The organism is Bradyrhizobium sp. WSM1743 (assembly GCF_000473065.1).
Classification (GTDB): Bacteria; Pseudomonadota; Alphaproteobacteria; order Rhizobiales; family Xanthobacteraceae; genus Bradyrhizobium.
Genome location: NZ_AXAZ01000037.1, coordinates 62,375 through 76,726, shown reverse-complemented (window position 1 = coordinate 76,726; position 14,352 = coordinate 62,375). Strand labels below are relative to the sequence as shown.

At 60.8% G+C, this 14,352-nt stretch carries 15 protein-coding genes; 8 read left to right on the top strand and 7 right to left on the bottom strand.

All coding sequences use genetic code 11. The features are described 5' to 3' along the window. From YU9_RS42240 to YU9_RS50100, 3 genes are all read right to left on the bottom strand, one after another. The coding region (locus YU9_RS42240) for an IS630 transposase-related protein (protein ID WP_027577112.1) at nt 1–195 on the bottom strand (195 nt) is incomplete at its 3' end. Nucleotides 196–387: 192 nt separating this feature from the next. Beyond that, a complete protein-coding gene (locus YU9_RS50105) occupies nt 388–540 on the bottom strand; it encodes a hypothetical protein (RefSeq protein WP_245266476.1) in 153 nt (50 codons plus the stop codon). Nucleotides 541–653: 113 nt separating this feature from the next. Further along, a complete protein-coding gene (locus YU9_RS50100; RefSeq protein ID WP_245266475.1) occupies nt 654–881 on the bottom strand; it encodes a hypothetical protein in 228 nt (75 codons plus the stop codon). A gap of 902 nt (nt 882–1,783) precedes the next feature. On the opposite strand from YU9_RS50100, the gene YU9_RS48015 reads away from it, so the two are divergent. The 3 genes from YU9_RS48015 to YU9_RS0121805 all read left to right on the top strand — a co-directional run bounded on the left by YU9_RS48015 (nt 1,784) and on the right by YU9_RS0121805 (nt 4,232). Next, nucleotides 1,784–1,990, top strand: coding sequence for a hypothetical protein (locus tag YU9_RS48015; RefSeq protein WP_027574698.1), 207 nt, complete (start codon nt 1,784–1,786; stop codon nt 1,988–1,990). Between the two features lie 1,483 nt (nt 1,991–3,473). Continuing rightward, complete coding sequence (locus YU9_RS0121810; RefSeq protein WP_027574697.1) at nt 3,474–3,836, top strand: PRC-barrel domain-containing protein; 363 nt, start codon at nt 3,474–3,476, stop codon at nt 3,834–3,836. 9 nt (nt 3,837–3,845) lie between these two features. Continuing rightward, nucleotides 3,846–4,232 carry a response regulator gene (locus tag YU9_RS0121805; RefSeq protein WP_027574696.1) on the top strand — a complete coding sequence of 129 codons (387 nt, stop codon included), beginning with the start codon at nt 3,846–3,848 and terminating at the stop codon, nt 4,230–4,232. Nucleotides 4,233–4,282: 50 nt separating this feature from the next. On the opposite strand, the gene YU9_RS50090 is transcribed toward YU9_RS0121805, so the two are convergent. Further along, complete coding sequence (locus YU9_RS50090) at nt 4,283–4,483, bottom strand: hypothetical protein (protein ID WP_027574695.1); 201 nt, start codon at nt 4,481–4,483, stop codon at nt 4,283–4,285. Between the two features lie 120 nt (nt 4,484–4,603). Between YU9_RS50090 and YU9_RS50800 the strand changes: the two genes are divergently transcribed. The 5 genes from YU9_RS50800 to YU9_RS0121775 all read left to right on the top strand — a co-directional run bounded on the left by YU9_RS50800 (nt 4,604) and on the right by YU9_RS0121775 (nt 11,845). Continuing rightward, entirely contained in the window at nt 4,604–4,738 is a 135-nt protein-coding gene (locus YU9_RS50800) for a hypothetical protein (RefSeq protein WP_256375915.1), read from the top strand. 298 nt (nt 4,739–5,036) lie between these two features. Further along, nucleotides 5,037–5,993, top strand: a complete 957-nt coding sequence (locus YU9_RS50085; protein WP_156952038.1) for a sensor histidine kinase — start codon at nt 5,037–5,039, stop codon at nt 5,991–5,993. Between the two features lie 244 nt (nt 5,994–6,237). After that, entirely contained in the window at nt 6,238–9,321 is a 3,084-nt protein-coding gene (locus tag YU9_RS42225) for an EAL domain-containing protein (protein ID WP_027574694.1), read from the top strand. A gap of 136 nt (nt 9,322–9,457) precedes the next feature. After that, nucleotides 9,458–9,652: a hypothetical protein gene (locus YU9_RS48010; protein WP_027574693.1), complete on the top strand. Its 195-nt coding sequence runs from the start codon at nt 9,458–9,460 to the stop codon at nt 9,650–9,652. A gap of 1,455 nt (nt 9,653–11,107) precedes the next feature. Next, nucleotides 11,108–11,845, top strand: a complete 738-nt coding sequence (locus tag YU9_RS0121775) for a hypothetical protein (RefSeq protein WP_027574692.1) — start codon at nt 11,108–11,110, stop codon at nt 11,843–11,845. Between the two features lie 409 nt (nt 11,846–12,254). On the opposite strand, the gene YU9_RS0121765 is transcribed toward YU9_RS0121775, so the two are convergent. The 3 genes from YU9_RS0121765 to YU9_RS46055 form a co-directional block, all read right to left on the bottom strand. Further along, on the bottom strand, nt 12,255–12,920 hold the full coding sequence (locus YU9_RS0121765; RefSeq protein WP_027574690.1) for a hypothetical protein: 666 nt from the start codon (nt 12,918–12,920) through the stop codon (nt 12,255–12,257). A gap of 134 nt (nt 12,921–13,054) precedes the next feature. Further along, on the bottom strand, nt 13,055–13,360 hold the full coding sequence (locus YU9_RS0121760; RefSeq protein WP_036017795.1) for a hypothetical protein: 306 nt from the start codon (nt 13,358–13,360) through the stop codon (nt 13,055–13,057). A 678-nt stretch (nt 13,361–14,038) separates the two neighbouring features. After that, on the bottom strand, nt 14,039–14,161 hold the full coding sequence (locus YU9_RS46055) for a recombinase family protein (protein WP_084299031.1): 123 nt from the start codon (nt 14,159–14,161) through the stop codon (nt 14,039–14,041). Nucleotides 14,162–14,352: the final 191 nt, after the last annotated feature.

Genomic DNA, 14,352 nt, shown 5'->3' with positions numbered 1-14,352 from the left:
TCCCGAAATTGCCTTCGGCTTGTAGCCGCCCATCTGGCTAGGCTCAACGCTGCCGGTCTTCTCGACCCGCTGCATCCAGCCGATGGCTGTGCTGATCGCCACTCCAAATCGCTTGGCGGCCTGATTGCGGGACATCCCGCCCTTGATCGCGGCCACAACACGCTTGCGTAGATCCAGAGAATAAGGCTTGCCCATCCATGCTGGCCTCCGCCCAGCCAGCATGGTGAATCAGAAATACACTGATTTGGGAATCCCAAATCGATTCAAACTAACCCCATCCCGCTTTAGGACGTCACCAGCACCTGACTCACAATAGGCTGCAGATCAGCCAGCGTGCTCGTGCACGTCGCTCAGCATCGATGTTATGACTTATGGTTCGAAGCCAGCTCAGTCACTGAATTGCAAGTCGAACCGATTGTAGCCAAGTGGTTTTGACGCAAACGTAACTGCCTTGCCAGAAAGCTGGCTCAGGGCGCCGGATGCAAACTTCACGATCGCCTTGCCGGACACGTTTGTCCCCGCGAGTTTGCCGTCCTTCATCACGACTGTGCCGCTTCCGTCAACGATCTGAGTGACAGCGAGCCCACCAGGGACACGATGAATGCCACCTCCGAAGAGAAGCGTCCTCTGAGGTCCGTCGGCTTCACTCACGTTCATAGATGTATAGACAGCCCCCCCTTCAGCAGTCCGTCCACTCCTGAGCACGCGTATTGCACGCTGCTCAGCGCGTGACCCTCGCGGTCGCCTACCTGGTCCTGAAGTGGTGCACCGATAACGTTGCACTCATAGCGGCCAATTGGTTCGGCCACGGCAGTTGCAATCGAGGCGAGCAGGAAGCAGACAAAGGCGGACGGTATTCGTAGGGCATGAATATCAATCATGAAAATGCTCCATCGGAAATAAGATAGTGTGAATTGCGGATGCATTCTAGCGCTTCCACAACCGCGAGCAAGATTACGCGATCGTCACTACGCCGAAGCCTGACCAAATGCCGCCGGCCGCCGTCACTTGCGCTACCGCGATGCGAAATAGATGGAGGCGAACGCACCCGGTGGCTGGAGACGGCTGCCTTCGAAGTCAGGTGAGTTTTTAATGTTAGACGCTTGAAACTAGCTGGTTTCTGCTGGGGTTTGTTTCGACAGTCAGAAGAAACGCCGTCGCGGAGGAGGAAAACATGAACCAGCTGAAACGGTCATCGAGCAGGAGCGCAGTTATAGCTGGCAGCATCGCTGCTAGTCTTCTTGCGCTCTCCACTACAGGCGCCTCGGCTGCCATAGCGTGTAGGGGAGACGTTTGCTGGCGTGTTCACGCTCCCTATCTCTACCCGCCGTCTCCGACAATAGTCATCCATCCTGACTATTGGCGGCCCCCGACCCCGACAATCGTCATTCGCGAACACTGGCGTCCGGTGGAGCGCTTCACGCGGGAGTACATCGTGCGGGAGTATGGCAGCTTCGACGATCCCGAGTGGTAGCCAAGTCGCATAAGGCAGACTGGCAGTCCCGGCATGTAAGCTTGGGCAGCGCTCTAAATTAATGAGCGCTGCCCACAAAGATCAACGTATCCGATCCCCCGAACATAAAGAGCAGAGACAGATCTGAACCAACGCTCCGGTTTTACCGACAGATTATTTTTGAACCTGCATAAACACCGCGTTCCGCAAGCTCGCGTCGATATCTGGAAACGCGCTTCCCGACGCTCTCGAGCGAAAGCTGATGCGCCGCCATGCGGAGCTTAGTTGCGCGGGCTGCTCAGCTGCCAGGCCGTCTGAGTGGAGTTGCTCATGAGTACTGAGCGGAATCCCCACCGCACCGCGATCCTGCTGTTCGCGATTGCAGTGACAATCGCAGCCTTCGCAGCATTCGTCACGACTTTTGAGCGGGTTGGGACCATCATGGCCAATGGCGAAACTGCCGCCGGTACCATCGGCTCGGCCAAGCCTCGGCCGCCTCTGGACCGCCCACGGGCCCACCCAGCGGTGGGGAAGTAGGCGCCTCATGCGCCGACACCGGCGCGTGTGCGTTGTGCTGCGGCATAAGAGCCGCGGCCTTACCTGAGTGACCCGGACTTTCGAACGAAAGTCAATCCGAAAGAGAAAGCGAAAGGGACGTGCAACGACGCCCCTATGGTGTCTGCCGGGGCCTTCCACGTTCATGCTACCGTCTTTTGCGGGTTGTATGTTCCTACCTCCGATTGCATACTTTTCCTGTTATCGCCTGCATGTCGTTTTTCAATAATCATTGTTCGAGGCAGTAATGAGTAACCGGGGTCAGATTTACAACTATTCGGCTATTCTGCGCGAACGGGTCCAGGGGCTGCTCGCATTGTTTGGAGAACTGCAGACGCTCCGGCGGCGTCTGCGCGCCGCTAACGCAAGACGGATTGGCAGTGGTCGGCGCATCCGGAAGGCCGCCCGGAAAAGGAGAGTTCTTCGGCAGCCGTAGCTACCATTCGATGCGATAATCGCTTAAGCGCTTATGCGAAGCCGCATCCGGTCGCTTTACGACACCCGCATCTGCACGCATTGCCCGTGTAACCCGAAGCATTGGAGCAACAGTTTCCCGGCAGTTTGACCGGCGCGCGATTCTTAATTTGCGTCGTGCGCGCGATTCAGACCTGCTCTCTGTACGAAGCAGGCAGACTGTAGGGGAGCGGGGAATGATTGTACGGGCGGGGGCCATTGCTATCTTGCTGCTGGTGCCGCTGGGGTCCGAAGCCTTCGCTTCGCGTCACCACAGGCCCACAACACGCATCTCTTGCAGCGAGGTCAGATACTACGTCGCGAAGTATTCGGCACCAGTGGCCGAGATGTTACGCTCGTAATCACGGAGCTACCGACGCACAGATCGAGCGGGCGCGACGTTGCTTGGCCTCAAACGAGACTGCCGAAACCGAGCGACCACGCGCTTATACCGATTGAACTGTGACAACAATCCCATCAGCTGCTGATTTACTGTCCTTTTCGGTCCGGCGCAGCTCCAGGTTTCGGCATCGCAGGGCCAAGGTCAACGGCCTGCGGCTTGAGACGAAAAATTGACGGAGCACGACCTGGCGCTTGAGGAGGGAGCGCTTGATCCGGAGAGCAAAAGCTCCGGTCGTCGGGATGGCGTCGAGAAGGCTCGGATTCCCAGAGAGAGGCCGCCGTCTTTGGCCCATCCCAGCGAGCGCTAGTTCCGAATAGCGGATCGTGAAACCTTTGGCTGTCCGCGCCAGGCGCCGCAGTTTAACGGCAGGTGATGGTGACGAGATACGTCGAGTATCGTTCCTCCAGTCTTCCGTCGAGCGCCGAACTACACGACCCGCAAGAGTGGCCCCGTCCGCAATCCGCCCGCGCAGGACGTCGAGCCATGGCGCCTTCTAGGGCAGGCGCCCCGGCAGTCTCGTCGGTCCGGTTGGCCGCCGCCAAGGGCTTCAGCCAGAACGGTGAGACCGTCGTGCGGTTGATTCCGGAAGACAACACCTGGGAGGTCAACATGGCCATGGAAGATCGCGAGACGTTCAGTCTCATCGGAAGCGACAAGGTCGAGGGCACGAACGTGTACGGGGCCGACGGCGAAAAGGTCGGCTACATCGAGCGGGTCATGATCGACAAGGTCAGCGGCAAGGTGTCGTATGCGGTGCTCAGTTTCGGCGGCCTGCTCGGCATCGGCGACGATCACTACCCGCTGCCCTGGCAGGCGCTGAAATACGACACCAACCTCGGCGGTTACGTCACCGGCATCACCCAGGACCAGCTTCGCGGCGCCCCCAAATACGCCGACGAGAGCAGTTGGAATTGGAGCGACCCCGCGACCACGCGGTCCGTGAACGCCTACTACGGTGTACCGGTGGCCTGAGGCTCGAAATTGGGCAATGCCGTTCGTGTCCTGGTCGTGGAGGATGAAGCGCTGATCTGCAGCTTCATCGAGGAGGCCTTGCTCGACGGTGGTTTCGAGGCCTGCGCGGTCCATTCGGGCGAGGCTGCCCTGTCCACCTTTCGCGACGGCCGCGAGGGGTGTCGGGCGCTGCTCACGGACGTCAACCTAGGTGACGGCATCAGCGGATGGGAGTTGGCGCGGCAGATCAGAGAAATCACGCCTGATTTTCCCGTGCTCTACATGACGAGCGCCAGCGCGCCGGACTGGGAATCGCGGGGCGTCAATGGCAGTGTCCTGATCCAGAAGCCCTTTGCGCCGGCGCAATTGGCCGCCGCCATCTCGCAGCTGCTCGGTGGCGCAACATCGTCGGATTGATCGGTGATCGTCTGGAAACCGCGCTTCGCAGCCCGAAAGCGACCCCGGTGTCAGGCTTCGCCGGAGCCGGAGAAGAGAACCGTCGGCGGGGTTGCGCGCGGGGGCGGCGATGGTCGTCCGCGGCTCGATCCGGGTCTGCTCTTGAGATCGTACCTTTGGGCCAGATCGAGAAGCCGCCGCCTGGTGAACGGGTCAGCTTTCTCCGCCAAATCCCGCGCCCGCTGCGCGAAGCCGCTATAGAACTCTTCCATGACGCCACCCCACAACATCACTCGAGCGCCGATCTTCGATCGTCGGCGAGGCTCACGTCAAGAGATTGCTTGTGCCCGCCTTGCAAACGGCACTAGGCTGATGGGCGCGGGGGAAGTCAAATGTCGATGCTCCACCTTCTGGAGAGCGAGCCGGGTCCGAACGAGCGCGAGGAAATCCAGGCGCTGCTCGCCCAGATCGAGACGGCGCTGAAGCTGCTTGAGCCGGGAGACGTCGCCGGTCCGAGCGACGAATGAACCGAAGCCGAGCCCGTTAAAACGTGTTCAGTACGGCACCTTGCCGAACTGCCGGATCAGCTTTGCATCGCCGAATTTCATGGATCTCCGGTCCGGGAGTACGGGACCGCGACTGGGAGCGCCTGGAGAGCCACATCGTCGAGCTGGATGGCGCCGCGGAATCTTCCCTGCGATTTCGATCTGATGTGCAGGAATGGGGTATTTGTTCCCTGGCCATTCCGCCAACCTTCCTTGCCGGCCTCCAGAAATGCTGCACGTGCCAAAGGAACGCGGATCCGCAGCGGGCAGTTTGATTCGCATGAACAGGCTGTCTCTGCTGGTGCTGCAGCACCGGCTTCCATGGTTCGTACGACATCTCATCTCGGCCTGCATCATGCTGGTGTGCGCCGTGCTGCAGATGGGACTGCAGATTCAGACCGGTGCTCCCGGGTACTTCCTGTTGCTCCCCGGCGTGTTTCTGTCCGGACTGATCTTCGACCGCGGCTCTGGAATCCTGGCGGCGGTAATCGCCGTCGGCGTGGGGGCCTACATCAGCTATGCTGGCGGATACGGCGTCAACTATCTGGCGACAAACGCGCTGTTCGCGATCACGGCGGCCGGGACGGCAGTCGTTGCCGAATTCCAGCGCCTCGAGCTCAAGCGCGTCATGCAGGCGGACAAGACCAAGGCCGTGCTGCTGCAGGAGATGGCGCATCGGACGAAGAACAACCTCGCCATTCTGGGCTCGATGATCAGGCTCGAGGCCAGGAACGGAGGCCCGGAGGTCGCTGCGGCGCTCGAAGCCACGGCGCGGCGGCTGCAGGTCATGGCGGAGGTCTATAGCCATCTCTCGCCCAGGCAGGATTCGCGCGTCGTCGACATGCGATACTTCCTCACAGACCTGGTCGAAAAGGTGTTCCAGTCCTTGGCGCCTTCCGGCCCGATCGCATTCAAGGTCGTCTGCGACGACATCGCTCTATCGCATCATCAGGCCTTGGCCATCGGGATGATCGCGAACGAGCTCGTCACGAACTGCCTCAAGTACGCCTTTCCCGACAACCGGGCCGGTCATGTTGTCGTAGCCCTCGCGAACGGCAAGGGTGTGGAACTTTCGGTGAGCGACAACGGCGTCGGTCTGCCGAGCGCGGGCACTCCGGAAGGATTGGGCTCACGCATCATCTCGCTGCTGATCCAGCAACTCGAGGGCGAGATATCGTACCAGCGGCTCGATCCCGGCCTGCGTGTGGTGCTACGGGCATATCCTCGCCAGTCTTGATCCGAGTGGTGACAGCGAGGTCCCGAAGCTGAGAGCAGATCTCGAGCAGGCCGAAACGCGGTCGGTCGACCGGCTATTCGCTTAGAGGCAGGTGAGTCGGGCGCCTAGCCTCCAGGGCACCACGGGTCCGTACGGCCGCGACGCCTTCGCACTTGCAGCACGGTTAAGCTCAAAGACACCATGCGCCTTTACGTGCCGTTCGACACTCGTCCCCTAGCTTATTGATCGGCAAGGGGACTTCCTCATGGGCTTACTCTCGGGAATGCGCGGCGCCTTCTCCATCGGCAGCACCACCGACCCGCTCGGTCGTTCGTTGCTCGTCGAGCAATTCCGCGTGCTGCGGAAGCAAATCCCGGTTCTCTACGCCGTGCTGCTGGTCGACAGCATCAGCGTTGGGCTCGTGCTCCCGCCAACGGTGTCGCCATGGCTGCGATTTGCCCTGCCCGCCGCACTCCTAGCCGTCTGTCTCCTCCGACTGATCCAGTGGCTGCGTTTGAACGGCAAAGAGTTCACCCCTGAGGAGGCGTTCCGTCAACTCGGCCGAGCCCGCCTCGTCGCGAGCCTGCTCAACGCCGGATTCGTGCTCTGGATTCTGGCGCTGTTCGGCGTCGTGGATCCGAGCCTCCGTGCGCCGGTGGCGCTGCTCGTCTTCATGGGCTGCGTTGGCTCTGCGTATTGCCTCGGCAGCTTCCCGCCGGCGTCGCGCCTGACCATGCTGATCGCCGGCACCCCGGTCGCGACGGTGCTGCTGATCTCTGGTGACGGGATGATGATCTCGCTCGGGATCAATCTGCTGCTGCTGCTCGTTCTGCTCGGCCGGATGATCAACACCAACTTCCGGTCGTTCGTTCAGATGGTCCGGGCTCAAGCCAGACTGGCCGAAGAAGGCGTGCGTGCGAGGGCCGCGGAGCAGACCGCGACGGCCTTTGCTGAGCGCTTCGACACGGCGCTGAACAATATGTCCCACGGACTTTGCTTCTTCGACGAGGATCAGCGCCTGATCGTCTGCAATCGGCAGTATCTGGAGATCTATGATCTCGACCCGGAAATGGTGCGGCCGGGCATGAGGCTGAACGACATCGTCGATCTGCGCTATTCGGTCGGCAGCGCACCGAAGATGTCCAAGCAGGAGTACCTGGTCTGGCGCAACAGCGCTCCGGTCATCGCCCGGCAATCGGACACCACGGTGGAGCTGATCAACGGGCGCATCGTCCGCATTCGGCATCGCCCCATGGAGGGCAATGGCTGGGTCGCGACCCACGAGGACATCACCGAGCGTTACCGGACCGAGGCGGCGCTTGCCGAGGCTAAGGCGGCGGCCGAGCGGGCCGAGGCCGCCGCGCGCGCTGCCCACACCCACCTCACCGAGGCGCTCGACGTCGTCCCCGAAGGGCTTGCGGTGTTCGATAAGGATGACCGGCTGGTTCTCTGGAACCGGCAATACGCGGATTTCTATGCCGCCAGCGAGGAGGTCCTTGCGGCCGGTGCGCCTTTCGAAAGCATCCTCAGAGTCGGTCTCGCGCGAGGACAGTACCCCGAAGCGGTGGGACACGAGGAGGAGTGGCTCGCCGAGCGCATGGCTCGTCACGCATTGCCGCGGCACTCTCACGAACAGCATCTGGCCGGTGACCGGTGGATCCGCGTCGAGGAGAGACGGACCGTCGATGGCGGCAGTATCGGCGTCAGGATCGACATTACTGACCTGAAGCGGCGCGAGGCGTCCTTTCGCCTTCTCTTCGAACAGAATCCACTTCCGATGTGGGTGGCCGACGCGAAGACGTGGCAGGTGATCGCCGTGAACGGCGCGATGTGCCGGCATTACGGCTACCGGCGCGACGAGCTGCTCGCCATGACCGAGCCGCAGCTCTGTTGCGGCGAGCCGGACGACTGGGCGGAGCGCGATTTCGAGCTGCACCGGACCGCATGCGGCGAGGTGATCCAGGTCGCGATCGAGTCCCGGCCGCTCGTCTACGACGGGCGCGCCGCCCACGTCAGCGTCGCCTTCGACGTCACCGAGCGCAATCGGACCCAGGAGAAGATCAGTTATTTGGCGTCCCATGACGCCCTGACCGAATTGCCCAACAGGGCTGCGCTGGACCGGCATCTGGTCGCCGCGATCGAACGGGCGCAGGTCACCGGCAGCGACTTTGCGGTGCTCTGCATTGATCTCGATCATTTCAAGGAGATCAACGATCTGTTCGGCCACGCCGTTGGCGACGCCGTGCTGCGGGAAGCCTCGCGACGTCTGCAGGATGCCGCGCAAGGTTCGTACGTGGCGAGAATCGGGGGCGACGAGTTCATCGGCATCACCGATCATCTGCCGTTGCCGGCGAGCGCGGAACTGCTGGCGACGAGGATGCGGGCCGCCTTCGAACGGCCGATCGAAGTCGAGGGGCGCGCCCTGAACGTCGACCTCTGCATCGGCGTGGCGGCGTTTCCACGGGACGCGCAGGATGCCGTTTCGCTGCTGGCGAACGCCGATGCCGCCCTCTATCGAGCCAAGCACGAGGGCCGAGGCGCGATCCGCCTGTTCACGAGCGCCATGGACCAGCAGCTTCGCGAACGGCGCGCCGTCGAGCACGACCTGCGGTTCGCGGTGGAGCGCGGCGAGCTCTATCTTGATTACCAGCCGCAGCGGCACCGGGACGGCCACATCAGCGGATACGAGGCGCTCGTCCGCTGGCGCCACCCTGTCCGCGGGATCGTCCCTCCAGCCGAATTCATTCCGGTCGCGGAGCGGAGCGGCTCGATCGCGCAGATCGACGACTGGGTGCTGATGGAAGCGTGCCGGCAGGCGGCTTCCTGGGCCGAGCCTCTCCGGGTCGCAGTCAATGTCTCGGCAGCGCAGTTCCGCCGGGACAACCTCGATGTGCAGGTCTCCAAGGCGCTGCGGGAGAGCGGGCTGCCGCCGTCCCGCCTGGAGCTTGAGATCACTGAAGGGGTCTTCATCGAGGACATCTCGCGCGCCAAGCGGGCGATGCAGGCGCTCAAGCAACTCGGCATATCGATCGCGCTCGACGATTTCGGCACGGGCTATTCCTCCTTGTCGTACATCGAGGCTTTTGCTCTGGACAGGATCAAGATCGATCGGTCCTTTGTCGCCCGGCTCGGGCAGAGCGAGCGGTCGCTGGCGATCGTCCGGGCCGTGATCGGCCTCGCCCACGGGCTCGGTGTGCCGGTGCTGGCCGAGGGCATCGAGACCGACGCTCAGATGTCGCTTCTCCTGCTGGAGGGATGCGACGAGATGCAGGGCTACTTGATCGGCCGGCCTCGAAGCCAGACCGGCCTCAAGAAAAGCAAGACGCTCCAGCTTCGGGCGGTGTCGTAGACGGCGAGTGCTCGGCATCCCTCCCCACCCCCGGAGCTGAGGTCTTTTTGTGGCCTGTGTACATTTTTGTACAAAGCACCGGAACGCAGTCCGGGTTTCTGACCCATCCAATGGGGTCTTGATGGGATAAAGAGACGTGCCGCGTTACACCTCCTTCGCCCGAGAGGCGGCAGCCACGCTGCTGCGAATGGCAAAAACAACCAAGGACCCGCAGGTTGCATCGGGATTGATTCAGCGAGCGGCCGACCTGAAGGACCGCACGGGCGAGTTACCCCCGGTTGATGTTGAGGTGGTCGCCGCGGAGCCAAAGAAGCCACTGACGAAGAAATGAGGCCGCCCCAGTTCATTCGGACTCATGTGGAAAGAAAAATGGCCCCAGCTCCAGGGAGGATCAAGCTGAGGCCGATTGGGGATGCCCGCGTGCGAACCGAACATCGACGAAGAAAAGAAGAAATAAGAGTGCGCGCCATAGGGGGCGTGGCCGATGCCGTAGCCTTAGCAGAGATCACGGCCCGGGAGATCGGGCTCTATTGAGGAAAGACGGGCTTAGCCAAACTCTTCCGCCCCTCCCCGACGAATGAGCGCCTGGAGGGAATGGTTTAGCTGTGAGAAAGACACACATACACCCCGGTCGGAGTTTGCAGAACTGTCCGAATCTCGTGCCTTCAGCTGTCAGGTTAGAGCACCGGGACTCGCACGACGAACTACCACGAAGGACTGCGTCGCAAGCGTTCACGCCCTAGGGGGTCGAGATCAATCCACGAGCTGTTGCAACTATCCAACGGTTACCCCAACGCACGATGGAATCGATCCGCCCGACGCCGGGGACCACGTCACCCCGTGCTGCCATTCGAATCCCCTCGGGCCCTTCAAGCACCGCCGTTCCGCCGCGAACGTCAAGCACTGCCCAACCTGCAATCGTCGTTGGTCGTGTCTCGGGGGCTGCCAGGAGCGGTCCCATAGGCGGCAGCGAGCCCGTCGCAGACACGTCGGCCTCGACAACCGAAGAAGCTGGGTTCGAAGCTTCCGCCGATTGTGTCGCACTCGACGCTGTGGCCAGAGGCTTCGGAGCAACGATTGCGACGACTGTAGAGGGTTGGCCCAAAGCAGGCGATGTTCGCGAGCCTGATGCTGTCTTTCGCACGCTTTCAGCCTTACCGCCTGACTTTGCGTCCGCCATGCGGTGCGAGCCGGTTTCGCTCTGAGCGATTGGGTTTAAAGCCGAGATGGTCGCAGGGCCGTACCAAGCACCAGCCCATCCCAATCCAAAACCTCCAGCCAATGCGGCCCCGACGAGCCAAATAGTGCGCTTTGGAGGACCGCTTTGCGCCAATAGCGCCACGACCTCATCGCGATTGGAGGTCGAGAAATCCGATTGGTCGAGAGTGACGGGCCAGGTCGTCAGTTTGTCACTGCCGTGATCCGCCACCGCCTCGATCCCTTCCAAGGTATGGGCATGGTGCAATTGCATGCTGGGGCCCCTCGTGGTCCCCAATGATTATGCCGGGAACTAAACCAACCCTTAACGGCCGGTGCCCTCAGCACGAATAAGAGCGGAGTGGATCGCGCAAGAAACTAAACGCGTGCTGATGGCGCTCACCCGGAAGCTCGGCCAAATGCCGGCCGGACTGTGTTTTGCGACCGCGAGCTGGACGGGCCTGACGTTCGACCCAGATCTCACATCAGGAGCACAATGAATCCGCCGGGCCGCCGGATTTGAGCCACATGGCGGCCCATGTCGCCGCGAAGGGTCGTGCCTGGGCGGGCGCAACACCGGGAGTTTTCGATGTCCGGTTATTTGCGATGGTGCTTCGTCAGTCTGATTCTTGTTGCAGCTTTTGCCACGGCACCGGCGTCCTCCAATCCTCTTGCGGGCATCTTCAATACGGCTGCGCCCCAAATTGCGGCACCCTCTCCACCGCAAGCGGAATGCTTGGGACGCCCCGGCAACTCGACCCCCGACGGCCAGCATTGGGTCTATCGAATGGATGGGCACCGCAAATGCTGGTTCCTGAGCGAGGGTATTGCGAAGGTGAAGAAGACCGGTCGTCGCCCGCCCAAAGCTATCACCGCCAGTTTGGTCGAGAACGGGCGCGCGCGGCCGCAGCAAAGCGCGGTTATTGATGCGCGGGCGGAGTTGCTGCGCTCCGCACCGGCCGAGCCGTCTCAGCCGCCTCATCTGGAAGTCAAGGTGGCTGATGCTGCCTCTGATCTCGGTACAAGCACCGCCCGGCTGTCGGCCGCCCTCGTTACCGAGCACAGTCACCGGCCCACGCCCTTCATACCGAGCCAAGATCAAGTCAACGTTGAGCAACTTCTCGCGGCCACGCCGGCCAACGATGTGGTGACCTCGTCCGAACCTCCGACTCCGTCGATCGGCGCGTTCGTGCTCACCGCAGGAGCTCGCAACGAAACGCCGAGCCGGACGGCAACTTGGCTCGGCGTACTGCTGATGATGCTTGGGATGCTCTCCATCTTGAGCTCGAGCCGCTCGCTTCGGCACGCGGTCAGATTACGCTACTGAGGCGCGCTGCACTGGGCAGGGATACCTTACGCATCGTCGGGATCGAAGAGGTTCAGGCGCTGGTATAGCCGAATTGCCACACGTACAAACGTTTCTCGCGCCTGCGCTTACTTTGGCGCTGCCTTAAACGAGCATTCGACTACGATGGCTGTTCCCCTTAGGAGGGACTGCCATCGTGCGGTACAGAGTGTTCGTGGTGGACAGCAGCCGGCAAGTGATCTGCGCGGCAAAGCTCGACTGCATCGACGAGCAGGCTGCGAGACGTCGAGCCGAACAAATGCGTGGCGAGCACGACGTCGAGCTTTGGGAAGGCGATCGGCTCGTCGCGGTGTTTCAAGGCGCAAGGTCCAACGAAAATCGAAACGACCGCTTGTCCTGAGTAGAAGGCCTGTCTCGCCGCCGGGTCAGGCTATACCACACTCGCTGATCGGACGCCCTCGCGCTGCTGAATCTGTTTGTTAGCGCGAAACCAGTCAGTACCCTCCAACTCGTGTTCAGTTGCCCCTATGGCATCTGTAAGAGATACGAGGATACCTCGAAGTGTGTCCAGCACGTCGTTTTTCATATTGGGGTAAGTAGGTTTACTGAAATCAAATTCGATGTGCCTACCGATGGCCGGCTTATCTGGCTGATCCTTTGCTATCCGAGCTAAGTATCCGGCGTTTTCTTGGTACCGATAGTAAGCTACTGTAATCTTCTCGGCCTCGGTAGGCGTGAGCAGGCCTAGGTTCTCGATATTTTCGATGTAGATCTTGAAGCTCTCAACCAACGGAATCCAGGTGAAAGTGTTCTTTTCAATGTAGCTAATCTCTTCTTCTATGACGCGAGCCAAACTGCTCAGCTCCGCCCAAAGAGATATGCGCAACACTTCACGCTTGTTTCTACGCAAGCGCTGCTCCGTCTTCTCTGCTTGCTTGGCATTCCATCTGAGCCCAACAAGCACCCCAATGAAGCCGAAAAGGGCAGTTACTATAGCTGCGAACAGCGGGATGGCGGCTTGCCATGCTGAAATGCTGGTTGGTTGAGGATCAGCGACGAGAACAATCGAGAGCGGAATGATCAAGAGAGGCTGCATGACAAGCTCGTTTGAACAAAATGCCGCGCCTTGAAGGCGATAGAAGTTCGTCCTGCTGTACGAATATACAAGTCCCGCAAGGCGCAGCGAAGGCAGCCCGACGGGTCCGCTCGACAGTAGCGACGCATTCGGAGCTAATGGACGTCTCGGTCCAGCTCTCGCAGCAGTCGATGCAGGAAGTCGCTGGCGTGGTTATATTGCGCGCCGCCGTCCAGGATCTGATGAGCGAGTGGTGACATTATGTTGCCAACGGCTTCAGGGCCAATCAGCTCGGTCCGTGATGACCACAACTCCAACAGCCCGTCGGGAATGTGTTCGCTCGATCCAAATAGATTGAGGAGCCGGCTTTCGGCGACATCGTTATGATCATGATGGGCCTTAGCCGCGTAAAAGGCGAACAACCCACGAAAGGCGTCACGGGAAACGGAAGGCTTAGCCATCGCAATGTCCCCCACAGAATCCTTAAAATGAATTTGCAAATCTGGAGCTGAACGGAAGCTAGTCCCTCGAAATCCTCACGCGAAGAGGATTCTACAGCAGACCGGGAAATACCGGCAAGCCTTTAATCCATGCTAGATCCCATGGCTTTTGACATACCGCAACCCGGCTTTGTTCATTTTCATAAATTAGCATAGCAGAAACAACCTGCCGCTCAGGTCGCCGAGATTATGGCTCCGGGCCCTGGGCAAACCGGGCTCGCCCTTCAAAGTCTCCAATAAGTCAGAGAGCCTAGCGCAAACCCGAGCTCGCAGTGCGCCCTCCTTGCCGAGTTCACGTTGAGCCTGCCCTCATGGCTCTTGCTCTTGGAACGCCGTCTTCGCCGATTCCTCTCGCTTCTACAACCCAGCGGGTCGGAGCTAGTTTCGGCTGGGGCTTTCAGATCCGTTCCCATGCTGTTTGTGGGCGCCTTGTTGCGCGTCAAGGCGCACTTTCCGCGCATGAAGAACGGCCCCATGGGGCGATCGGCAATCGACCGCCGATTTTGCTCACACCCACGTCGGCGTAACCAGCCCGCCAACGTGACAGAGGCGCAAAACTCTAGTTCTGAGTGGTCCAAACTTCGGTCTCCCTGCAATTCGGGCCGGACTCTAACTCCTGGAGGAATACGCAGTGGCAGGTCACAATCCGCTGATGCCCTCGTCGATGTAAGTGCGCACGATCGTGAGCCGATTCTCGGCTGCGTATGCGGCGATGACAGCCATCTGGCTTACGATCGAATATTGCTGCCGATCCGTCGACATCGGGACGTACTGCGCCCCCCGGAGCTCGCGCTCCCGAGGCCGGGGCAGCCGGGCACTCTGTTCCCATGGAAGCTGTCAGCCTATTCGAAGCCGCCTAAAAAACAAGAAGTGTGAAGCTGTTCACCCCCGCCGAATCTCTCCTCGCCTACAATAGGAACGTCCCCGTCCGGGACGCTTATGCGGGAATGGGC